Source organism: Nocardia spumae (assembly GCF_020733635.1).
Taxonomy (GTDB): Bacteria; Actinomycetota; Actinomycetes; order Mycobacteriales; family Mycobacteriaceae; genus Nocardia; species Nocardia spumae.
On record NZ_JAJFZL010000001.1, the window covers coordinates 3,587,365 to 3,610,472 of the forward strand.

Consider the following 23,108-nt stretch of genomic DNA (forward strand, 5'->3'; position numbering starts at 1 on the left):
CTCGCACCGCACCGCCGCCGCGGCCCAATCGCGGGCATCGGGCCACGCGTATCGGCGGGCGGATGCTGGCGGCGGCCACCGCGGTGGTTGTCATCGCCGGTACGGGTTTCGCCTATTACACCGAGCGCAGCGTCGATCAGGGGTTCACCCGCTCGAACGCGATCAGCGAGGCCGATGCCGCCGCGCTCGACGGCGATCTGAACATCCTGCTGATCGGACTGGACACCCGTAAGGACCAGAACGGTAACGATCTGCCCAAGAACATCCTCGACCAGTTGCACGCCGGGGACGGCAGCGAGGGCGGCTACAACGCCAATTCTCTTATCCTGGTGCACATTCCGAAGGACCTGAAGAAGGTCACCGCATTCTCCATCCCGCGTGACGACTACGTCGCGGTATCGGGCATTCCCGGTTACGACCACGCCAAGATCAAAGAGGCCTACGGGCTGAAGAAGGCGGCGGTGGAACAGAAGCTGGAGAACCAGGGCGTCAAGGACAAGGTCGAGCTGGAACGGCAGGGCCGCGAGGCCGGGCGCGAATCGATCGTGCAGACGGTCAAACAGCTCACCGGGGTGCCGATCAACCGGTTCGCCGAGATCTCGCTGGTCGGCTTCTACGATCTGGCCAACATCCTCGGCGGTGTCGATGTGTGCCTCAACCACGCCGTCGACGACGAGTACTATTCCGGCGCGGTCTTTCCCGCGGGCCGACAGCATCTCGACGCCGCGAACGCCCTGTCGTTCGTGCGACAGCGTCACGGGTTGGACAACGGCGACCTGGACCGCACTCACCGCCAGCAGGCATTCCTGACCTCGGTCGCCAAACAGCTCAAGGATTCCGGGACGCTCACCAATATCGGCAAACTGCAGGATCTGATCACCGCGGCGCAGAACGACATCGTGCTGTCGCAGGGCTGGAATCTGCTCGACTTCGCCCAGACTCTCGGACGCGCCGGATCGATTCCGATCGAATTCCAGACCCTGCCGGTCAAGGCCTACGACACCGTCGACGGCCAGGACGTCAACGTCGTGGATCCCTCGGCGATCAAGAAGGCGGTGCGGACCGCGTTCGGCGTCGCCGAACCGCAGCCCAGCGCGCCGACCACCACGCCGACCAGCACCGTCGACGTCGTCAATGCCGGTGGTGCGACCGGTATGGCCGCCAAGGTGTCCACCGCGCTGGCCGACAAGGGATTTCACAAGGGCGAGGTCGGCAACGCCACCTACAGTGACGGTTCGAGCTCGGTCGTGTACTTCGGCACCGGCGCCGACACCGACGCCACCCAGGCCGCCGACATGCTCGGCGGATTGCCCACCGCGGCATCGAAAACGCTCGACCCCGGCCATGTGAAGATCGTCATCGGCAGCGATTTCAGCATGCCCGAGACGCTGGGCTCCTCGTCCACCTCCGATTCCCCGACCACCGACGCCACCACCGAATCGACGACGAGCACCACCACCGGCGGCACCTCGGCCACGGCCACGACCGACGGCCGCCCCGATTCCGGTAAGGCGGTCACCACCAGCATCGGATCCGACATACCCTGTGTGAACTGAGCGCGCCGGACGGGGCCGTCTACGATTTTCCGGTGACCGGATACGACGACGCATTCGACCATCTCGACACTTCCCGGCTGCCCGAACGGCAGCGCAGAATTCTCACGGTGATCCGGGACGCGGTGCAGCGCAACGGCTATGCGCCGTCGACCCGGGAGATCGCGGCCGCGGTCGGATTGCGGTCGGCCTCCTCGGTGTCGAAACATCTCAAGGATCTCGAGGACAAGGGGTTGCTGCGGCGTAGCGAGACCGTCTCCCGGCCGATCGATGTACGCGTGTTCCTCGCGCCCGCCGAAACCCGCGCCGCCGAACAGGATTCGGTCACCGTGCCCGTCGTCGGCGATATCGCCGCCGGAACCCCGATCCTGGCCGAGGAACACACCGACGATCAGCTCACCCTGTCGCGGCAGCTGGTCGGCCGCGGCACCGTCTTCGGCCTGCGGGTGCGCGGCGACTCGATGATCGACGCCGCCATCTGCGACGGCGACATCGTCGTCGTGCGGCAGCAGCACGAGGCGCACTCGGGTGACATCGTGGCCGCCATGATCGACGACGAGGCCACCGTGAAGGTGTACCGCCGCCGCAACGGACATGTGCACCTGGAACCGCGCAATCCGGCCTATTCGATCATCGACGGTGATCACGCGGTGATCCTGGGCAAGGTCGTCTCGGTCATGCGGCGAATGTGATCACCTGCCCGACGCGCCACCGATGCCGATCGCCAAACGGTTGCTCCTGAATTAATCTGCCCTGAGCAGGGTCCGGGCAAGACCGAACGGCAGTCGGAGGTGCACGTGACGAGCAGTGATCGAGCGCAGCGATCGGCCGTGGCAGGCCGCAGAGGCGGGCGCGCACGAACAGCGGCGATGATGACCGCGGCCGCGGTCGCGGTGGTCTCGGCGACCATGGCGGCCGGACCGGCCGGCGCGGCCGCCGATCCGGTCGTCGAGTCCGGTGCGCCACTGGCCCATCCGGTGGCACCCGACGGATCGAAGATCGTCGACTTCTCCGTCGTCGACAGCCGCAACATCACCATGAAGGTGTATTCCGCGGCCATGGACACACCGATCACCGTCGAAGTGCAGCGGCCCGCCGACACCTCCACACCGCGTCCGGTGCTGTATCTGCTCAACGGCGCCGGCGGCGGCGAGGACACCGCCAGCTGGGACGCCCAGGCGCCCGACGCCCTGAAATTCCTCGCCGACAAGGACGTCAACGTGGTCCAGCCCATCGGCGGGGCATGGAGCTACTACGCCGATTGGCGCGCGCCCGATCCGCACCTGGGCGTGAACAAATGGCAGACCTTCTTCACCGAGGAACTCCCGCCGATCGTCGACGGCGCCTTCGGCACCAACGGGCTCAACGCTATCGCCGGGCTGTCCACCTCCGGCACCTCGGTACTGCAGCTGCCGATCGCCAAACAGGGGCTGTACAAGTCGGTCGCCGCCTACAGCGGCTGCGCGCAGATCAGCGACCCCACCGGCTACACCTTCGTCAACCTCGCGGTCAACGTGTGGGGTGGCGGCAACACCGTGAACATGTACGGGCCGCAGAACGATCCGATGTGGGCGGCCAACGACCCGTATGTGCACGCCGACCAGCTGCGGGGGCTGCACCTGTTCATCTCCAGCGGATCCGGGCTGCCCGGCCAATGGGACACCCTCAACGGGCCGTACACGCTGCCCGGGGTCGGTGGCCTGGTCAATCAGGTGGTGATCGGCGGCGTGATCGAGGCGGCGGTGAACTACTGCAGTCACAACCTGCAGACCAAACTCGACGACCTGGGCATCCCCGCGACCTACGATTTCCCGCCGACCGGAACGCATTCCTGGGGCTACTGGCACGACGCGCTGATCAAGTCGTGGCCGGTACTCGCCGCCGGACTCGAGTTGCCGGCCTGAACCAGGACCCGATCCGGCGCCTCGGCGTTACAGCGCCGGATCGGCTCCCGGCAGCATCACCGGCTCGTCACAACTGGCGGGCGGATCGACCTGCGAGCACGACACCGGAGTCCGGGTCGGCCGGTAATCGGCCGGCACCCCGCCCGCGCGGCTGAGCGCAGCGAACACCTCCACGGCGTCGGTCGGCCGGCGAACCAGGTCGGGATCGGAGCCCACATCGACGGTGTAGAGGCCGAAACGCGGTGTGTAACTGCCCCATTCGTAGTTGTCGGTGAGGCTCCAGTAGTTGTAGCCGCGCACATCGATACCGTCGGCCTTGGCGCGTTGAATCCAGTACACCGTGTCGCGCAGATGATCGGCCCGGGTGTAGCCGTCGGGGCGGGGTGCGCCGTTCTCGGTCGGCATCCCGTTCTCCACGACGTACAGCGGCTTGTCGGGGAACTGACGCGCGTAGTGGCGCAGCGCGTAGTAGATGCCCTCGGTCTGCAGCGGCAGCTCCCACATGGCCGGTGCGCCCGCCGAGGTCGGTGAGTCACCGGTACTCGGGGTGGGGCCGAAGTAGTAGTCGACGCCGACGAAATCGAGTTTGTCGCGCACCTTGTCGATATAGGGCTGATTCACCTCGGTCTCGGATCCGGGCACGAACCCGATATTGCTGGTGACCATCGCATCCGGGTGAGCGGCGTGGATGACGTCGTAGATCTCGTTGTGAACACTGGCCAGCCGGTCCATCGCCGCGGGCCACTCCTCGCGCGCCAAGGCGCCGATGCGAACCTCGGTGCCCAGATAGGCGGCCGGTTCGTTGATCGTCACCCAGATCGGGTCGAGGGATCCGTAGCGTTCCACCACTTTCCGCGCGTTCGCCAGCCAATCGTCGACCATGCCCTGGTTACGCCAGCCGCCGCGATCGGCGGCCCAGCCCGGATACACCCAGTGATCCAGCGTCAGCATCGGAGTCATGCCCGCGGCGCGGACGGCCTCGACGATGCGGTCGTAGCCGGCGAAGGCCTGCTCGTCCCACCCGTCCGGACTCGGCTGTACCCGCGCCCATTCCACGCTCATCCGGAAACTCGTGGCACCCAGCCGCGCGGCGCGGTCGACATCGTCGGCGTAGCTGTCGAGAAACCGCACCGAATCCCGGTACGGTTCGACCGCGCCGGAGGCGACGTAGCGCGTCCAATTGCTCTCGGGTGCGTGGCCTTCGGTCTGGAAGCCGGACGTGGCCACCCCCCACACGAAATCCGGGCCCAGGGGAGCGAGGGCCGACGCCGCCCGGCGTGCGGGGTCGGCGCCCGCCGGGACCGGTAGCAGCAGCGCGGCTGCCGCCGCCAATCCGGTGGCCAGCACCTGGCGGCGATTCGGCTCTCGCATCCAGCAATCGTAGCTATGAGATTGCTGAAATCCGGGTGTGAACAGGGCGTGTCGAGCGAGACGGGCCCGCCCTGTCCGATTCGCCGGTCCGGGTCCTTCGTGGGGTCGCCGTAGCATTCGCCGACAATCCGGCGGTGATGGCGGATCTCGCGGGTGGGGCAGTGTCCAGTGGCGGGAATCAGGCGTGCCGGGGACGACCTTCCGGTGACTGTCTCGTGGCTGGCCTCGATGAACTGTTCTCGTCCTCGCCCTACGCCTATCGCGACCGGATACGGCGCATCATGGCCACCGCGATCCACGAAATTCTGCTGGGTGCTGGATTCGATGCTCGCCTGATTGCCGACGACTATGTTCCCAACACGAATGTGGAGGTGTTCGACCGGACCGCGGCCAGCGAACATTCGCACTGAACGCGTTCGACTTCGCGACAGCGAGCCGCGCTGCTGATCCGATCGCAACGGATGTGCGATACGACAGGGCCACCGCATCGCAGTGGTTTCGATCGCCGTTGAGCGTGCCCCGACTCGCCAAGATGGCTGCTGGGCCCGAAAACAACCGTTACCCAATGATATTGCGATGACGAGACCCGATACCTGCTGTGTCGCATCGATGCCGGGCTATCCGGCGTTGCCGGGTGGACTCGGTTCGGGTCGTAGCCTCCGCGTGCAGGGATGCCGTATTCGGTTGCCGGAGTGAGCGAACGAGTCATCGGCTGCGGGACGGATGCCGGTTCGCCACCGGTCGCATCCGAGCCGGGGAGGCGACGAGGAGAGGGGGCAGGCGATGGGGTTGTCCGCTGTTGTCCCAGCAGGGTGATCATCGATCCCGCGGAGTGTGTCTTCGCGGCGTCGGAGATCGGTTTCTGTGCATCGCCAGCAAATCCGACGGGGTGTGGTGGAGGGCCGATTCTCGCGGGTGTGATTGCCGTGGCACCCGGTCCGCCGCTAATCTGTTGTTTGCCAGAAAGATGCTGTATGGCGGTAATCGGTTCGTAGCGCACGAGATTCGCGGCTCACCGGCGACTCGGGTTCCGGGCACGCGTGTCCGGACCACCCGCGTGAACACTTTCTCTTCGCTCGATGCTGCTCGCCGCGTGACGCGGTCGGCCTTCAGGAAGGACTGAGATGAGCTTCGTGGCCCTCGGATTCCTACGCAAAGACGTCTCGCGGCAACGCCAGAGGTGGGACGAAACTCAGGTCAGGCATGTCGCACGGCGTTTGGGGTACGAGCTGAGCAAGACCATCACGTTCAGCCACCTCACCCGGGATCCGGTCCGGCAACTGCTCGACACCGTTGTCCGATTCGATGCCGACGCGGTCGTTGTCCCCAGCGTCGAACACTTCGCCGACCACATCATCCCCGCCGAACTCGTCGCGATCACCGATGTGATCACCGTGGCCCCGGAACACATCTACGCGCACTGGCAGGAGTGGGAGATGTCGCCGGCCGAACGGCTGTGAACCGCTGGCACACATGAGGATCCGGATGCGACGACGACGGGTTACTTGCGTGCCACGCCCGCGTAGGCGGACACCTGCGCGTCCATCTTCTTCGGAGGCGCCACACCGTCCGGGCGCCAGCAGTGGGGCACCTGCACACCGGGGTCGACCAGTTCCAATCCCTCGAAGAACCGCAGGAACTCCTCACGGCTGCGGACCTGGCACGGCAGCCCGCTGCCGCGGTAGATGTCGACCACGGAAGCGATGACCGCCGGGTCGAAGTCCGGCGTGACATGGGTCATCACGAGATAGGATCCGGGAGCGAGGCTGTCCATCAGCGTGGTGACGATGCCGTAGGGATCCTGCTCGTCGGGCACGAAATGCATCAACGCGTTGAGGCTGAGAGCGACCGGGCGGGTCAGGTCCAGCGTGTCGCGCAATCCCGGGGCGTCGAGGATCTTTTCGGGTGTCGTGACATCGGCGGAGACGTAGTTGGTGCGCCCCTGCGGTGAACTCACCATCAACGCCCTGGCGTGAACGAGCACGATCGGATCGTTGTCGACATACACCACTCGCGAGTCCGGCGCGACCTGCTGGGCGACCTGATGCAGGTTCGGCTCGGTCGGGATACCGGTGCCGATATCGAGGAATTGACGCACCCCCGCCTCGGCGAGGAACCGGGTCACCCGATGTATGAAAGCCCTGTTCTGCTGTGCGGCCGTGCGCACCCCCGGCCAGATCGTCACCACCTGTTCGGCCGCCTGCGCGTCCGCGCTGTAGTGGTCCTGGCCGCCGAGATAGTAGTCGTACATGCGGGCGGTGTGAGGCTGGTGCTGCCGCAGGTCGACAGGGGAGCCGGGTTCCACGGTGGGAGTTCCTTTCACAAAGCAACGTCACGCGAGCAGGACTGATCCGCGCTTGTCGCGCGAGTCTACTCGTCACGCCAGACCCCAGCTCCTGGCCGGCCCGGCCCGCTGGCACCGAGATCGTGAGCCCTGGAACCACTTTCGGCCGCCGCGCCGGGACTGCCCATTTCGAGGCACCGCGCGGCGGCCGAGAGATCAGGAACCCTCGGTCAGGGTGAACACCTCCATCGATCCCAGATGTCGCGCGGTGTAGTGCGCGCAGACCCAGGCGTAGATGTCGGTGTCGCCGACCGGATGCCATGTGCCCTGCTCATCGTTGGGCGCCGCGGGTCCGGGCGCGCCGCGGGGGCCCCGGGCGTCAGGGGAACGGCCGTGATCGGGCACCTTCCACGCATCCGGCAAATGCACCTCGGGGGCGAGGTAGTAGGTCAGCTGATGGTTGTGGACCAGATCCTCGAACTGCCGCACCGTCGGCACCGGGTCCTCGGAGGTGAATCCGCCGATCGCGAGGACCGGTGTGCGACTGGCCAATTCGAGCCCCGCGGCCGGCCCGGACCGATCGATGGCCGCCGACCAGGTCGTCGACGTCGCGCGGAGCATGGCCACCAGCCGGGGATCGGCGTCCTCGCCGCCCATCAGCATGCCCATCTGCCGGCGGAGCGGGTTGAGCGCCCCGGGCAGTTGCGGGCGGTCGGGACCCACCACCGGGCTTCCGCCGGTGTGCGACTGCGGCAGCGTGGTCACCGCATAGGCCGACGTGCCGGCCAGTCCCGCCAGCACCCCGGCCACCACCAGCACCGTGACCACTCGCCGCGGTGCGCGCCGCGAACGGAACGGCACCGTCGTGACCACCAATCCGGCGCCGGCCACGACGGTGACCGCCAGGATCGCCCAGTGCAGCCAGGGCTGCCAGTCCGGATTGCGATCCAGCAGTACGAATCCCCAGATTCCCGTCGCGAGGATGAGCCCGGCCGCGCCGACGCGCCCCCGGACGTGATCGCGGCAGCGCCACACCTCGGCCAGGCCGAGCACGAAGCTGCCCACCACAGCGGGCGCGACGGCCAAGGTGTAATAGGCGTGCATCCCGCCCTTCATGGCCGAGAAGGCGATCCCGTCGATCAGCAACCACAGGCCGAAAACCAGTGCCGCGCCACGGAACACGTCCGTGCGCGGATACCGCCACCGAGCCACGACGACGATGAGGAATCCGAGCACGGCCGCCGGCAGCAGCCACGAGATCTCGAATCCGATCTCCCCGGTGAACAGTCGCTCCGGACCCGATCCGAAGCCGCCGAAGCCGCCGTGCGCGCTGCGCGGCAGCTCGTAGCCCGCGGGCAGTTGGAAGGGTTTGCGCCCCTGGTGGTTGTGACCGAGGTAGCGGGCGAATCCGTTGTAGCCCAGCACCAGATCCATGAACGTGTTGTCCTTGGATCCGGCGAGATACGGACGCGTGCCGGCCGGCCACAGGATCGTCAGCAGGACATACCAGCCCGACGACAGCAGCAGTGCCACTGCCGCGCCCAGCAAATGCGCGATGCGTCTGCCCAGGGTTGCCGGGGCGACCACCAGGTAGGCCAAGCCCAGTGCCGGCAGCACCATCAGGCCCTCGAGCATCTTGGCCAGGAAGGCGAAACCCAGCGCGACTCCGGCCAGCGCCAGCCAGCGCGGGTTCGCCCGGCCCAGGGCGCGGACGGTGCAGTAGGCGGCCGCGGTCATCAGCAGCACCATCACCGCGTCCGGATTGTTGAACCGGAACATCAACGCCACCACCGGTGTCACGGCCAGCAGCAGCCCGGCCAGCAGGCCCGCGCCACGACTGCCGGTCGCGCGGGTGATGGATGCGTACATCAGCGCGACCGCGCCGACCGCCATCACCGCCTGCGGAACCAGCATCGACGCACTGGAGAAGCCGAACAGTTGCCCGGACAGCCCCATCACCCACTGGGAGACCGGAGGTTTGTCGACGGTGATGAAATTCGCCGGATCCAGCGATCCGAACAGCAGGGCCTTCCAGTTCCGCGACCCCGACCAGGCCGCCGCGGCATAGAACCCGTTGCCCATCCCGTTGACGGTGATGTTCCACAGGTAGGCGGCCGCGGTGGCCAGCAGCAGCAGCGCCAGGGCGATCCGGTCCCGGCGCCGCGGCGGCGGTAGTAGCCGCGAATCCGGTGGTGGAGGCGGAGATTCCGACGATACGGGCATGGCGGTGTCGGCAGTCGTCACTGTCACCGCGGGAGCCTCTCAGCCGATCCGGTGACCACCCTGTCGGAAACCTTGGAGCTTTCTGTGAATGCCGCTCGCGGCCGCCGCGATCAGTACCGGCCGAACAGCACCGCCGCGTTGTGACCGCCGAACCCGAAGGAATTGTTCATCGCGAACTCGACATCGGCGTGGCGTGGCTTGTCGTGCACGATGTCGAGGTCGACCTCGGGATCCTGGTTGTCGAGATTGAGCGTGGGCGGGATGACCTGATCGCGCAGGGTCAGAACCGAGATCGCGGCCTCGAGCGCGCCGACCGCGCCCACCGAATGGCCGAGCGCCGACTTGGGCGCGTAGACCGACGGATGTGTGCCGATGGCCGCGGCGATGCCCTTGGCCTCGGCGAGATCGCCGATCGAGGTGCCGGTGGCGTGGGCGTTGACGTGATCGACATCGGCGGCGGTGACGCCCGCGGTCTCGATCGCCCGCCGCATCGCCCGCGCGCAGCCCAGGCCCTCGGGGTCCGGTGCGACCAGGTGATAGCCGTCGGCGGTGAGTCCGGCGCCGAGCAGCCGGGCCAGCGGCGTCGCCCCGCGGGCCAGCGCGTGCTCTGCCGATTCCACCAGCAGCAGTGCCGCGGCCTCACCGAAGACGAAACCGTCGCGGTCGCGGTCGAACGGGCGCGACGCGCGTTCGGGCTCGTCGACTCGCGAACTCAGCGCCCGCGCCATGGTGAAGCCGGCGATCGCCATCGGATTGATGTAGCCCTCGACGCCGCCGGCGACGACCATATCCGCCTCGCCCAGCACGATCGAGCGCCAGGCGTGCACCAGGGCCTCGTTACCCGACGCGCACGCCGACACCGGGGTCACCAGGCTCGCCCGGGCGCCGATCTCGAGTCCGACCACGCCGGAGACGCCGTTGGGCATGCTCATCGGCACCGCGAACGGTGAGACCTTGCGGTAGCCGTGCTCACGCATCGCGTCGTTCGCGTCGACGATGGTGTCGGCGCCGCCGAGTCCGGTGCCGATGCACACGCCCAGACGATCCTTGTCCACCTCGGGAGTGCCGGCGGTGTCCCACAGCCGCTTGCCCATGGCGTACGACATCTGCTGGACGTAGCACATGCGACGCTTGCGAACCCGGTCCAGATCGCTGGTGGGGTCGTGAATCAGTTTGCCGCCGATGGCATTCGGCAGGTTGTGACGGGTGATGTCCTCGTCGGTGAGAACCTTGATGCCGCTGGTCCCGGAAAGCAGGGCCTGCCAGGTGCTCTCGGTGTCGGAGCCGATGGAGGTGGTGATCTCCACGGCGGTGACGACTACTTCGCGGAACCCGCCGTTGCGGGTGCTGAAACTGGTGTCGAGCGTGCGCACGTTCGTCGATTCCTCACTGTCGGTCCCTCTGATCCCCAGACACGAAACGGCCGCACCCGCGCGGCCGCCGGTGACCTCGCCGTCGCCGGTGCCGTCCCGCCGTCGACCGGCAGGCGGTGCGCCTCGGTCAGCCTAGCCCCCCGCGGCCCGCGCGAGGGCCGGTCCGAGGGGATGCCAGCAGTTAACCGGTGGCGTACCGTTGAATGTCACGGATGTTTGCTCCGTACACGGCGCGAGCGTCCGGGCCGGGCTAGGGAAGGGGTGCCCGAGATGAACATTCACGCTGTACACGAGATCTTTACTGCTCAGCTGGACAATGTCGGGCCACAGGCTCCACCGGGGACGGGGGTGACGCGGGTCGTGTTGCGCAATCTGCTCTGGCTGCATTTGCTGGCGACCCTTGTCGCGGTCGGTTGCTGGATTCATCTGGCCGCTCGGCGCGGTGTGGCGCGGGCCAAGGTGTCGAGTGTGGCCGTGGGCGTGCTGATTCTGGGGCTTGCCACCGCGGGGGCCGGTGAGATTCTCGGCGCGGCGATGCATTGACCGCCCCGCGCCTAGACGTAACCAGAAATAACACGTAATCTTCGGGTATCCGGACGGCGAGGTCCGGGCTTCACATTCGGACGAAACGGATACCTCAATGGCGCGGCATGTCGACGTGTTGATCATCGGTGCGGGACTGTCCGGAATCGGGATGGCCTGCCATCTCAGCCGGGAGAACACCGGACGCAGCTACGCGATCCTCGAACGGCGTGACGCGGTCGGCGGCACCTGGGACCTGTTCCGCTACCCGGGCATCCGCTCGGACTCCGACATGCTCACCTTCGGCTACGGATTCCGGCCGTGGCTGGGCACCAAGGTCCTCGCCGACGGCCCGCACATCCGCCAGTACATCGCCGAAACCGCCGAGGAGTACGGCGTCACCCGCCATATCCGATTCGGCCGCAAGGTCGTGACCGCGAGCTGGTCGAGTGCCGAGCAGCTGTGGAGCACCCAGGCCGTCGACGAGCGCACCGGCGATACCGAGACCTACACCAGCAATTTCCTGGTCGGCTGCACCGGCTACTACGACTACGACAAGGGCTTCCGGCCCGAGTTCCCCGGTGAGGAGAACTTCGCCGGCCGGATCGTGCATCCGCAGCACTGGCCCGAGGACCTGGACTACCGGGGCAAGCGGGTCGTGGTGATCGGCAGCGGCGCCACCGCGATCACACTCGTGCCCGCCATGAGCGAGGACGCCGCACACGTCACCATGCTGCAGCGCTCGCCCACCTACATCGCCCCGCTACCGGCCGACGATCCCGTCGCGGTCGGCATGCAGAAGGCCAAGCTGCCCGCCGCGCTGGCCTACAAAACGGGCCGAGCCCGCAATATCGCGCTGCAGCGGGCCAGTTTCGCGCTCTCGCGCAGCAATCCGGCGCTCTCGCGCAAGCTGCTGCTGCAGGCCGTGCGCCTGGCAGTCGGGCCGGACGTCGACATGCGTCACTTCAGCCCCAGCTACAACCCCTGGGATCAGCGGCTGTGCATCGTTCCCAACGGTGATCTGTTCCGGGTGTTGCGCAGCGGGCGGGCCTCGATCGTCACCGATCGCATCGCCTCGTTCACCGAAACCGGCATCCGCCTGGAATCGGGGGAGGAACTGCCCGCCGACATTGTGATCAGCGCGACCGGTCTCAACATCCAGATGCTGGGCGGGGCGAGTCTCGAGGTCGACGGTGAGGCGCTGGCCACCCGGGACCTGGTGGCCTACAAGGGCGCGCTGATGAGCGGGCTGCCCAACGCCATGATGATCATCGGCTACACCAACGCCTCGTGGACCTTGAAGGCGGATCTGGCCGCGGAATACTTCTGCCGGCTGCTCAATCACATGAAGGCGCGCGGCTATTCGACCTTCGTCGCGGTCGCCGAAGAAGCCGACCGGGCGCCCGAATCGATGATGGGCGGCGCGCTGACCTCCGGATACATCGCCCGTGGTGACGCGGTGATGCCGCGGCAGGGCCGCCGCGGCCCGTGGAAGGTCATCAACAATTACTACCGCGACCGCGCACTGCTGCGTAAAGCCGACCTCGAAGACGGCATTCTGCGCTTCGGCACCCGTTCGACGGCCGCTCGCCCGGCCGCCGAATCCCGTTCCGCCTGAATATCTTCCGGCGCAATCCCTCGTCCGGTCGTGGCGCGCACGGCCCCGACCGGACGGCACGGGCGAATCAGCCCAGCAGATACGCCGGGGTCGCCAACGGCTTGACCCCCGCGACGAACTCGTAACGCAGCCGCCGGTAGGGCTCGTCGGGCGCGAAGAAGTTGCGATGCATATGCGCGAGCTCTTCGGACCGGTACTCGGCCAGTGGCCGCACCGCCTCGTCGGCCGCCCGCCGCTGTTTCTTGGCCAGCAGCAGATTCTCGAGCTCGGGTGCGGCGGCGAGGTTTTCGGCCTCGCGGCGAACCTGATCGCGGAACTGGGTGGTCGATCCACCGAAGACCTTGTCCACCAGTCCGATCGACGCGGCGGCGCGCGCCCCGACCGGCAATGTCCGGGTGGTGAGCCGCTCGGCGACCTCGGCACCGACCCGCTGCGGCAGCGTGTAGGTCCAATACTCCGATCCGTGCAGGCCCATCAGCCGGTAATGCGGATTGAGCACCGCCGACTCCCGGCACCACACATGATCGGCCGCCAGCGCCAGCATCACCCCGCCGGCGGCGGCGTTACCCGCCAGGGCGGCGATCACGAGTGTGTCGGTGGTGGTGAGGATCGCCTCCACCAGATCGTTCATCGCGTTGATGTTGCGCCACGACTCCTCGGCCGGATCGGCCGCCGCCTCGATGACATTGAGATGGATGCCGTTGGAGAAGAAGTCGCGCTGTGGGCCGAGTACCAGCACCTCCACCGGCCGGGCGCAGGCATCACGATAGGCGGCCAGCAGCCGCCGGCACTGCCGGGTGTCCATCGCCCCACCGGCGAAGGCGAATTCGAGATAGCCGACACCGGCCTCCTCGCGGTAGCGCAGCTCCGACCAGGTGTCGCGGACCGCGGCCTCGGCGGAGGAGACCCCGACCTCGGGCACCCCGGCCGGCAGATCGGAGCCCAGCGCGTCGGCGGCCGGCATCTTGAACGTCACCGGACCACCGGGCACCCGGCGCGGGCGCAACTGCGGCAACCACACCGCGCCGTCGACGGTCGCGCGGCAGATCGCGCCGTCACGGGTGGCGATCACCGCGCCCGGCTCACCGCGCAGTCGATCCTCGTAGTGGCCGCCGTGGATGAAATACTCGCGGCCGAACAGCGCGTCGAGTACGCCCGGTTGCGAATCGGCGGCACGCAGGGTGCGCAGCACCGTGGCGGTATCGGCACGAGCCCAATCGATGCGCCGCACCTGCTGGGTCAGAAACGGGCGCAGCTGCCCGGTCACATCGTGACGGCCGTAGTCCAGGGGTTCGGGCACGTAATCGCCGGATTCGAAACGACGCACCGCCGTCAGCACCGCCGCCACCGCGGCATCGGAGACCTCGTTGCGATAGAGCTCGCTCTTACCGCACTGGGCCACATCGAAATTCACCGACGCCCAGATCGGGCCGGCGTCCATCTCGGCGACCGCCTGCAGCACCGTCACACCCCACCGGGTGGCGCCCTCGGTGATCGCCCAGTCCAGTGACGACGGGCCGCGATCGCCCATCGGGCCCGGATGCACGATGAACACCGGATAGGTGGTCCACACATCCTCGGGGATCGCGGTGGTCAGCATCGGCGCCAGAATCAGATCCGGCCGAAAACGTGCCACCCGGGCGCGCAGCAGATCCTCACCGAGCGCGAGCTCGACACCGATCTCGTGATCGCATTCGCGCAATTCGGCATGCACTCGCTGGGTGAGACTGTTGAATGCGCTGGCGACCAACAGGATGCGCACGGGTTCGTCCTCCATCAGGCTGTAACGTCGACCCCTCACCGTCCCCGAGGAATCGTTCGCCTTCCGAAACTAGCCTTCGCACCGCCCGGGCGCATATCCGGTGGTGCGGATCAGTGCCCGACGGTCAGCGGATCGGCGCAACTGGCCGGCAGATCGACCAGTGAACACGTCACCGGTTCCCGGGTGGGACGGTAATCGGCGGGCATTCCGCCGTCGCGGGTGATCGCACGATAGGCCTCGACGGCGTCGGTGGGACGGCGGGTCAACCCGGGATCGGCCAGCACATCGACGGTGTACAGTCCGAAACGCGGTGTGTAGCTGCCCCATTCGTAGTTGTCGGTGACCGACCAGTAGTTGTAGCCGATGACGTTCATACCGTCGTTGCGGGCGCGCTGGATCCAGTACACGGTGTCGCGCAGATCGTCACCGCGGGTGTAACCGTCGGCGCGGGGCGCGCCGTTCTCGGTCGGCATTCCGTTCTCCACGATGTACAGCGGTTTTCCGGGAAAGCGGCGCGAATAGTATTCCAGCGCATAGTAGATGCCCTCGGGCTGCAACGGCATCTTCCACAGCTGCTTGGTATCGCCGGGGGACAGGCGGGTCAGGTCCTGCGGCGTGTGGCCGTAGTAGAAGTCGATGCCGACATAGTCGAGTTTCGCGGCGATGGCGTCGATCATCGGGCCGTTGACCACCGGTTCGGCACTACCCACGACATAGGCCAGGTTACTGGTCACCATGGCACCGGGCTGCGCGCGGTGGATGTCGTCGTAGATGGTGTTGTGCGCCTGGGCGAGCCGCCGCTGCATGAGCGGAACGGCGGCGGGCGACAATCCGCCGTTGGTGGTTTCGTTGACGACGTAGAACGCGGGCTCGTTGAAGGTCACCCAGAGCGGATTGCGCGCGGCGTAACGCTGTACCACTGTGCGCGCGTTGGCCAGCCAGTCGTCGAGCATCGCCGGATGGGCCCAGCCGCCGCGTTCGGCGGCCCAGCCCGGATACACCCAGTGGTCCAGGGTCAGCATGGGGCGGATACCGTGCGCGGCCATGGTGTCGAGAACGCTGTCGTAGAAGGCGAATCCGGCTTCGTCCCATTCGCCGGGGCGAGGCTGTACCCGGGCCCATTCCACACTGATCCGATACACGCCGACGCCGAGCCCGGCGGCCAATGCGATATCGGAGCGGTAGCGGTGGTAGAAATCGACCGCGTCGCCGTACCGGTCGTAATCGGGGTGGGCCTCGACATAGCGGGTCCAATTGCTGTCGGGTGCATGGCCTTCGCATTGGAATCCGGCGCTGGCAACACCCCACAGGAAATCGGCGCCCAGTCCCGGGACCGTGGCCGGCGTCGCCGGACGCGCCTGGGCGAGGACCGCGGGGCCGGCCAGTGCGGCGACGGTTCCGGCGGCGAACAGACCGAAAACCCGGCGGCGGCTGAGGTTGCGCATCGAACTCCTCGGTATCTGGTGCGGACGTGGTCGGCATTCCCGGCAACGCTAACCCCGGCCACCGCTGACGCGCGGCCGGACGTGGCGCAGTCATTCTGACCCCCAATTGGGCGAGTGTCCAGGTGTTGGGAATTCGTTCGCCGGTGCCGGTTCCCGCGGTTAGGCTCGGAACATGGCCACGCATATGACGCATTGGGGAGCGTTCGACGCCGACAGCGACGGTCACCGGCTATTCGATGTGCGGCCGTGGCCGGGGGATCCGGAACCGACACCCCTGATCGGCAATGTGGCCTCGGCACAACATCATCCGACTCGCATCGACCGTCCCCACATCCGCAAATCGTGGCTGGAGAACGGTCCGGGCGCACCGGGACGGGGGACCGGACCGTTCGTCGCCGTGTCCTGGGACCGCGCCCTGGATCTACTCGGCGGCGAATTGCGGCGTGTCTACACCGATCACGGCGCCGAGGCCGTCTACGGCGGGTCCTACGGCTGGGCCAGTGCCGGACGTTTCCATCACGCGCAGAGCCAGCTGCACCGATTCCTCAACTGCTTGGGCGGATACGTTCGTCACGTCAACAGTTACAGCTTGGGGACCTCCACGGTCCTGCTGCCCTATGTCCTGGGTGATCTGTTCGCACTGATGGGGCGGTTCACCGCCAAATCGGTGATCGCCGAACACACCGAACTGGTGGTCGCCTTCGGCGGCATCTCACCGAAGAACGCCGCGGTCAACCCGGGCGGCGTCTCGCGCCATCACACTCACGACTGGCTCGCGCGGGCACACGAGCGCGGCTGCCGCTTCGTCACCGTCACCCCGCTGCGCGACGACATCTCCGCGTCGGCGCACGCGGAGTGGATCACCCCGCGTCCCGGCACCGATGCCGCGCTCATGCTGGCCTTGGCGCAGGTACTCGACGCCGACGGACTGGCCGACACGGACTTCCTGCGATCACACACCGTCGGATACGAGCCGTTCGCGCACTACCTGCGCGGCACCACCGACGGTGTGGTCAAGGATCCGCGATGGGCCGCGGCGATCACCGGCGTACCCGCCGATCGCATTCGCGCGCTGGCGCACGAGATGGCCGCCGCCCGCACCCTGATCACGGTGAGCTGGTCACTGCAGCGCGCGCGATACGGCGAGCAGCCGACCTGGCTCGGTGTGGTGCTGGCCGCGATGCTCGGCCAGATCGGCTTGCCCGGAGCAGGTTTCGGGCACGGGTACGGATCCGCGGCCGGTATCGGCGAACCCACCCGCACCGTGCCGCTGCCACGGCTGCCGCAGGGCGCCAACCCCATCGACCGCTACATACCCGTGGCGCGTATCGCCGATATGCTGCTGCACCCCGGCGAAACCTTTCGCTACAACGGACAACACCTGCGCTACCCCGATATCCGGCTGATCTACTGGGCCGGCGGCAATCCCTTCCATCATCATCAGGATCTGGCGCGGCTGCGGCGCGCGTTCGAGCGACCCGACACCGTGGTCGTACACGACTCGTTCTGGACCGCCACCGCCCGCCACGCCGACATCGTCCTGCCGGCCACCATGTCCATCGAGCGCGACGATTTCGGCACCGGCGACAACGACGGGTTCCTGTGGCCGATGCCGGCCCTGACCCGACCGCACGGCCAAGCACGCGACGATTACGCCATTCTGGCCGAACTGTCCGAACGGCTGGGCACGGGTAAGGAATTCACCGAAGGCCGCACCACCGAGGAATGGCTGTCGCACCTGTACCGGCAGTGGCTGGCCGACCTCGCGGATCGGGGCCGGCAGTTCCCGGACTTCGAGGAATTCTGGTCCGGTCCGGGCCTCGAGTTGCCGGTGGCCGATCCGCCGCAGGTGGCGTTCGCCGATTTCCGCGCCGACCCCGAACGCTATCCACTGGCCACCCCGACCGGACGGATCGAGATCTCCTCCGACACCATCACCGGCTACGACCTTCCCGACTGCCCGGGACATCCGGTATGGATCGAACCCGACGAATGGCTGGGTGGCGCTGCCGCACAACGTTTTCCGCTCCAGCTGGTCGCCAATCAGCCGCGCACGAAACTGCACAGCCAGCTCGATATCGGTGCTCACAGCCGATCGGTGAAGATCCACGACCGCGAACCGGTGCGCCTGCACCCGTCCGAAGCGCACACCCGGGGCCTGACCGGCGGCGATATCGTCCGGCTGTTCAACGATCGGGGATCATGCCTGGCCGGGCTGATCGTCGACGACGCCGTCGCACCCGGAGTCGCGCAACTGTCGACCGGCGCCTGGTACGACCCCGACCCCGACGATCCGTCCTTCTGCCGGCACGGTAACCCGAACGTACTCACCGCCGATCGCCCGTCCTCCACCCTCAGCCAGGGCAGTGTCGGCCAACTCGCCCTGGTGCAGCTGGAGGCCTATCGCGGTGAGCTGCCCGCACTGTCGGTCGTGCACGCCCCGGAGATCGAGCCCGAACAGTGAGCGGAGACGATCGCGGTCGCTCCGGTCGAGCCCGCGATCGTCCCCGGCACCTCAGCGCCGGTCCCTGTCCTCGGCGATGATCCGGCGGATCCGTTCCAGCGCAACGGGTGCCGGCTCGTGCGCGTCGAGATGATCCGAGCCGGCCGAGCCGCGCATCCCGATTTCGGATGACACCCCGGCGTCGCCTACGACGGCGGCTCTACCGCCGCCGTCACAGCTGCGGGTCCACATCGGTTTCGGGTGGTTGTTGAATGAGCGGAGCCGCCGCCGCGAGAATGGCCGCGCGGTCGCCGGTGCGGGGCGGGTAGATCCGCGCACAGTTGATGGCCTGTTTGGTTTCCTTGGCTGCCGCACCGGTGGCCACCACGCGCCGATCCCAACCCTCGGTGTATACCGCGCCCGCGGCGCCCAGGTCGAGCACCGTCACGTACCACCCGATGCGCAACGGAATCATCGGTGCGCCGAACATCGAGGACACCACGTTGTGCCCGGCGATCCGCCCCATCGGCCGAGCATGCTGGCACGACATCACCGACGGCCGGTCCTGGTCGACCATGGCTCGCGCGACATCACCCGCTGCGAACACATCGGCTACACCTTCGACCCTGAGATATTCGTCGACCGGGATCCGGCCGAGCCGGTCGCGCTCGACCGGCAGCCGCAGCGTCAACGAGTTGGCTCGCATCCCGGCACACCACACCACCGTCGCCGCGGGAATCAGTTCCCCCGACGCGAGTTCGACGCCTCGCGGGCTCACCGCGGCGATCTCGACCCCCGGCAATGTTTCGACGCCGAGTTCGCGCAGTGCGGCCTCGATCACCGGCCGCGCGGAGTCGCCCATATCCGATCCGATGCGCGGGTTGTGGTCGGCGAGTATCACCCGGGGGGCGCCTTTCCCGCCGCTCTGCTCGATGATCGGGGCCAGGCGCGCCGGCATTTCGGTGGCCGCCTCGATACCGGTCAGACCGGCGCCCACGACGACAACGGTGTAGCGGCCCGTACCCGCGGGCTTTCCCGGAAGCGACGCGAGGTGGGCGTGTAGCCGGGCGGCGCCGTCGTAGGTGTCGATATCGAAGGCGAACTGGGCGAGCCCGGGAACCGCCGGCCGCACGAGCTCGCTGCCCAGCGCGAGCACCAGCCCGTCGTAAGGAATATGCTGCGGCCCGTCATCCCCGCGAACCCGCACCACCTGGGCGGCAGTGTCCACGGCCACCGCCTCGCCCTGGACGCGGGCCACGCCGACCGGTCGCAGAACGTCGTCCAGGGGCAGTCGCGCCGGGGTGAGGTCGGCTTCGTAGTTTCGTACCCGAATGTGGTGGAAAGCGCTGCGATCGACGAGCGTCACCCGCACCGGGCCGGTGCGGTTCCGGGGGAGTTCGTCGAGTTTCCGGGCGGCGCCGACCGCGCTCCAGAGGCCCGCGAATCCACCGCCGAGAACGACGATCTGCTTCGCGTGTCGCGCTCGCCGGTCCACATCGCCAGCGTACAAGTCGCCCCCGACCTGCACCGCGGCACTCGTCGCGCGGATGCGCGAATGAGACGTCTCGACATTGACGTCACAGTCCGAGCTTGGTTACGGCATTGTCCTCCAACGGATTCGCTGTCCGGATGTAGCTGTGCACGGTGCGCGGATTGGACCAGCGGCCCTGCCGCATGATCTCGCGATCGCTGGCCCCGCCCAGCGCCGCCTGGGTGGCGAATCCGGCCCGCAGCGAATGCCCGGAGAACAGGGCGGGATCGAGTCCGGCGCGGGCGGCGTAACGCTTGACCAGTTCGGCCACCGCACGGCCCGAGATCGGATTCGCGCCGATACCGCCGTGTCGTGAGACGGGCGGGAACAGGGCGTCGTGTGGGTTCGCCCGGGTTGTCGCGCCGGTGAATCCGTGGCAGCGATGGATATCGGCGGAGGCGTCCGCGGCAGTCTCGGCGATCCAGGCCCGCAGTGCGTTGGTGCCGCCGTCGGAATGAATGTCGCGCAACGCGATCCAGTCCGCGAACGCGCACACCGGGCAGGTGGCCGGGCGCACACCGCGCGGCAATGCGACCGAATGGGCGGCCGCGCCGGTGGGATCGGTCTTGGTGGCAGGTAGCCGGACCAGCAGAACCGGTTCGCCCGTCCGATGATCGAGGGCCACCACGACATCGCCGATACGCAGTCCGGCGAGTTCACTGCGTCGCAACGCGCCCGCGAATCCGACGAGCAGCAGGAGGCGATCGCGGCGGCGGGCGGGTTCGGTCGGCCAGCCCGGTGCCGGCAATCCGTCCAGCAGTTGCTCGAGGGTGTGCAACAGGACCGGGCGTTTGCGGTTGGGCACACTTCTGCGTGTGCGGCGGATACCGCGCAGGGTCAACCGCACCACGTCGGATCGGGTGGGGGAGGGCAACCCGTTGGCCGCGTGCACCGCCGCGATGGCGGCGCTCTTGCGTTCCAGGGTCGCGGGTCCGAATGCCCAGTCGCCGGACGGTTTTCGCGCATCGGCGGCGGCGGCCAGATACACCGCCACATCCAATGCGTCGGCCGGCAGCGCGCAGCGGGCCTCGGCGGCGCACCACGCCGACCACGCGATCCAGTCGGATCGATAGGCGCGCACCGTATTCGGTGACTGGGATGCCTCGAGGTAGCGGCTCAACGCCGCGGCCTGTTCGGCATCGAAGCGCTCCCGCACCATCCGTAAGGCGACGGTGTCGACGAGCACACTGCGCACACCCCGGCGCAATTCCGTCCGAACCACATCCGGCACAGCGATATCGACGACAACGGGATCCGGTGAGGCGCTCATCGCGGGCAAGGCTACCGGGAGTCGAGCCGCGCTGTGCCCGTCCACGCCGCGAACGATGGACCGAGATGCCGCGGTGAGGGGGCGGACCTACCGCGTGCGTCGTGCTCGGCGCTTCACGACCGTCGAACCCGCACCGCCTCGGCCATTGCTCCCACCTCAACTTATAACGCACCGGGGGCCTTGCGGCAAGGCCCGGGTGGTGCTGCACAATCATCGAGCCAACCGTCCGACCTGCGAAGTTCACCTGTTTCGCGGATCGGTCACCACCGGGTCGAATGGGGTTTCGTGATTGATGTGATCGTTGTCGGTGGCGGACCCACCGGCATCATGCTGGCCTGCGAGTTGCGGCTGCACGGTGTGCGCGCGCTCGTGCTGGAGAAGGAGGCCGAACCGACGAAGGTCGTGCGCGCGATGGGTCTGCACGCGCGCAGTATCGAGGTGATGGATCAGCGCGGTCTGCTGGACCGGTTCCTCGCGCACGGTCGGCGGCATCCGGTGGGCGGCTTCTTCGCCGGAATTCCGGCGCCGCAACCCGAGGGCTTGGACACCGCGCACGGCTATGTGCTCGGCATTCCGCAGACCGTGAGTGATCGCCTGTTGACCGAGCACGCCGTCGAGATCGGGGTGGAGATCCGCCGTGGCTGCGAGGTGATCGGCCTGAATCAGGACGCCGATGGGGTGAGCGTCGAACTCGGTGACGGAACACACTTGCGCGCAGGCTATCTCGTCGGCTGCGACGGAGGCCGCAGTACGGTGCGCAAACTGGCGGGCATCGCGTTCCCCGGCGAGCCCGCCAGGGTGGAGACGCTGCTCGGCGAGGTGAAGCTGGACGCACCGCTCGACACGATCGGCGAGGTGATGGCAGAGGTCCGCAAGACACAACGGCGCTTCGGTATCGCACCCCTGGACGACGGGGTGTTCCGGGTGGTGGTGCCGGCCGCGGAGGTGGTGGCCGACCGTACGGTGCCGACGACGCTGGATGATCTGAAGCGGCAACTGCGGGCGGTCGCCGGCACCGATTTCGGGGCGCACTCACCGCGTTGGCTCTCACGCTTCGGCGATGCCACCCGGCTGGCCGACAGCTACCGCATCGGGCGAGTGCTCCTGGCCGGGGACGCGGCACATATCCATCCGCCGACCGGGGGACAGGGCCTGAACCTGGGTATTCAGGACGCGTTCAATCTCGGCTGGAAACTGGCGGCCGCGGTCGCCGGCTGGGCGCCGGACGGGCTGCTCGACAGTTATCAGGCCGAACGCCGCCCGGTGGCCGCCGCGGTGCTGGACAACACGCGCGCGCAGATGGAGCTGATGTCGCTCGAGCCCGGTGCCCAGGCGGTCCGGCGCTTGGTAGCCGAACTGATGGATTTCGCCGAGGTCAACCGGTTCCTGACCGAGAAGATCACCGCGACCGCGATCCGCTACGACTTCGGCACCGGGCATGAGCTGCTGGGCCGCCGGCTGCGTGATGTGCCGTTGAAACAGGGACGGCTCTACGAGCGCATGCACCAGGGCCGCGGGCTGCTGCTGGACGGAACCGGGATGCTGTCGGTCACCGGCTGGACGGATCGAATCGATCACATCGTCGACAGCAGCGAGGAACTGGACGTGCCCGCGGTGCTGCTGCGCCCCGACGGGCATGTGGCGTGGGTCGGAGGCGATCAGCAGGATCTGCTCGACGCGCTGCCGAAATGGTTCGGTGCGCCCGCGGGAACGGCGTTCCGGTAGGGCTCGCGTGCAAACACACCACCGGCCGAAGGTGATGAGATCGACCGGTATCGGGAATCGAACCGTCCTGCGATCGAATCGGGC

At 67.7% G+C, this 23,108-nt stretch carries 18 protein-coding genes; 9 read left to right on the forward strand and 9 right to left on the reverse strand.

Features of this window, described 5'->3' with window-relative positions:
* The first annotated feature begins 62 nt into the window (after positions 1-62).
* The 3 genes from LKD76_RS16080 to LKD76_RS16090 all read left to right on the forward strand — a co-directional run bounded on the left by LKD76_RS16080 (position 63) and on the right by LKD76_RS16090 (position 3,457).
* A complete protein-coding gene (locus LKD76_RS16080; RefSeq protein ID WP_372465987.1) occupies positions 63-1,556 on the forward strand; it encodes an LCP family protein in 1,494 nt (497 codons plus the stop codon).
* Positions 1,557-1,588: 32 nt separating this feature from the next.
* Entirely contained in the window at positions 1,589-2,245 is a 657-nt protein-coding gene (gene lexA / locus LKD76_RS16085; RefSeq protein ID WP_227982141.1) for a transcriptional repressor LexA, read from the forward strand.
* 180 nt (positions 2,246-2,425) lie between these two features.
* Positions 2,426-3,457 (forward strand): alpha/beta hydrolase, encoded by a 1,032-nt coding sequence (locus tag LKD76_RS16090; protein ID WP_227985262.1) that lies wholly within the window; start codon positions 2,426-2,428, stop codon positions 3,455-3,457.
* 27 nt (positions 3,458-3,484) lie between these two features.
* On the opposite strand, the gene LKD76_RS16095 is transcribed toward LKD76_RS16090, so the two are convergent.
* A complete protein-coding gene (locus LKD76_RS16095; RefSeq protein WP_227982142.1) occupies positions 3,485-4,828 on the reverse strand; it encodes a family 1 glycosylhydrolase in 1,344 nt (447 codons plus the stop codon).
* 134 nt (positions 4,829-4,962) lie between these two features.
* Between LKD76_RS16095 and LKD76_RS16100 the strand changes: the two genes are divergently transcribed.
* Together LKD76_RS16100 and LKD76_RS16105 are read left to right on the forward strand one after the other, a co-directional pair.
* On the forward strand, positions 4,963-5,238 hold the full coding sequence (locus LKD76_RS16100) for a hypothetical protein (protein WP_227982143.1): 276 nt from the start codon (positions 4,963-4,965) through the stop codon (positions 5,236-5,238).
* A gap of 714 nt (positions 5,239-5,952) precedes the next feature.
* Positions 5,953-6,288, forward strand: coding sequence for a hypothetical protein (locus LKD76_RS16105; RefSeq protein WP_227982144.1), 336 nt, complete (start codon positions 5,953-5,955; stop codon positions 6,286-6,288).
* A 41-nt stretch (positions 6,289-6,329) separates the two neighbouring features.
* Here LKD76_RS16105 and LKD76_RS16110 read toward each other — a convergent pair whose 3' ends face one another.
* The 3 genes from LKD76_RS16110 to LKD76_RS16120 all read right to left on the reverse strand — a co-directional run bounded on the left by LKD76_RS16110 (position 6,330) and on the right by LKD76_RS16120 (position 10,708).
* Entirely contained in the window at positions 6,330-7,133 is an 804-nt protein-coding gene (locus tag LKD76_RS16110) for an SAM-dependent methyltransferase (RefSeq protein ID WP_227982145.1), read from the reverse strand.
* Positions 7,134-7,328: 195 nt separating this feature from the next.
* The gene (locus tag LKD76_RS16115) at positions 7,329-9,362 is read right to left on the reverse strand and encodes an ArnT family glycosyltransferase (protein ID WP_308188531.1); all 2,034 of its coding nucleotides are present in this window, start codon (positions 9,360-9,362) and stop codon (positions 7,329-7,331) included.
* Between the two features lie 83 nt (positions 9,363-9,445).
* Positions 9,446-10,708: a KasA/KasB family beta-ketoacyl-ACP synthase gene (locus tag LKD76_RS16120; RefSeq protein ID WP_227982146.1), complete on the reverse strand. Its 1,263-nt coding sequence runs from the start codon at positions 10,706-10,708 to the stop codon at positions 9,446-9,448.
* 270 nt (positions 10,709-10,978) lie between these two features.
* On the opposite strand from LKD76_RS16120, the gene LKD76_RS16125 reads away from it, so the two are divergent.
* Positions 10,979-11,251, forward strand: coding sequence for a hypothetical protein (locus LKD76_RS16125; RefSeq protein WP_227982147.1), 273 nt, complete (start codon positions 10,979-10,981; stop codon positions 11,249-11,251).
* A 97-nt stretch (positions 11,252-11,348) separates the two neighbouring features.
* Positions 11,349-12,848 carry a flavin-containing monooxygenase gene (locus LKD76_RS16130; RefSeq protein WP_227982148.1) on the forward strand — a complete coding sequence of 500 codons (1,500 nt, stop codon included), beginning with the start codon at positions 11,349-11,351 and terminating at the stop codon, positions 12,846-12,848.
* Positions 12,849-12,915: 67 nt separating this feature from the next.
* Here LKD76_RS16130 and LKD76_RS16135 read toward each other — a convergent pair whose 3' ends face one another.
* Positions 12,916-14,625, reverse strand: coding sequence for a hydrogenase maturation protein (locus tag LKD76_RS16135; protein ID WP_227982149.1), 1,710 nt, complete (start codon positions 14,623-14,625; stop codon positions 12,916-12,918).
* A gap of 95 nt (positions 14,626-14,720) precedes the next feature.
* Complete coding sequence (locus LKD76_RS16140; RefSeq protein ID WP_227982150.1) at positions 14,721-16,055, reverse strand: glycoside hydrolase family 1 protein; 1,335 nt, start codon at positions 16,053-16,055, stop codon at positions 14,721-14,723.
* Positions 16,056-16,227: 172 nt separating this feature from the next.
* On the opposite strand from LKD76_RS16140, the gene LKD76_RS16145 reads away from it, so the two are divergent.
* Entirely contained in the window at positions 16,228-18,519 is a 2,292-nt protein-coding gene (locus LKD76_RS16145) for a molybdopterin guanine dinucleotide-containing S/N-oxide reductase (protein WP_227982151.1), read from the forward strand.
* Positions 18,520-18,570: 51 nt separating this feature from the next.
* Here the strand turns inward: LKD76_RS16145 and LKD76_RS31890 are convergent, their stop codons facing one another.
* From LKD76_RS31890 to LKD76_RS16155, 3 genes are all read right to left on the reverse strand, one after another.
* The gene (locus LKD76_RS31890) at positions 18,571-18,693 is read right to left on the reverse strand and encodes a hypothetical protein (RefSeq protein ID WP_255660097.1); all 123 of its coding nucleotides are present in this window, start codon (positions 18,691-18,693) and stop codon (positions 18,571-18,573) included.
* Positions 18,694-18,730: 37 nt separating this feature from the next.
* Entirely contained in the window at positions 18,731-19,993 is a 1,263-nt protein-coding gene (locus tag LKD76_RS16150; RefSeq protein WP_227982152.1) for an NAD(P)/FAD-dependent oxidoreductase, read from the reverse strand.
* 82 nt (positions 19,994-20,075) lie between these two features.
* Positions 20,076-21,299 (reverse strand): site-specific integrase, encoded by a 1,224-nt coding sequence (locus LKD76_RS16155; RefSeq protein WP_227982153.1) that lies wholly within the window; start codon positions 21,297-21,299, stop codon positions 20,076-20,078.
* Between the two features lie 285 nt (positions 21,300-21,584).
* Between LKD76_RS16155 and rox the strand changes: the two genes are divergently transcribed.
* The gene (rox, locus tag LKD76_RS16160; protein ID WP_227982154.1) at positions 21,585-23,024 is read left to right on the forward strand and encodes a rifampin monooxygenase; all 1,440 of its coding nucleotides are present in this window, start codon (positions 21,585-21,587) and stop codon (positions 23,022-23,024) included.
* Positions 23,025-23,108 lie beyond the last annotated feature (84 nt).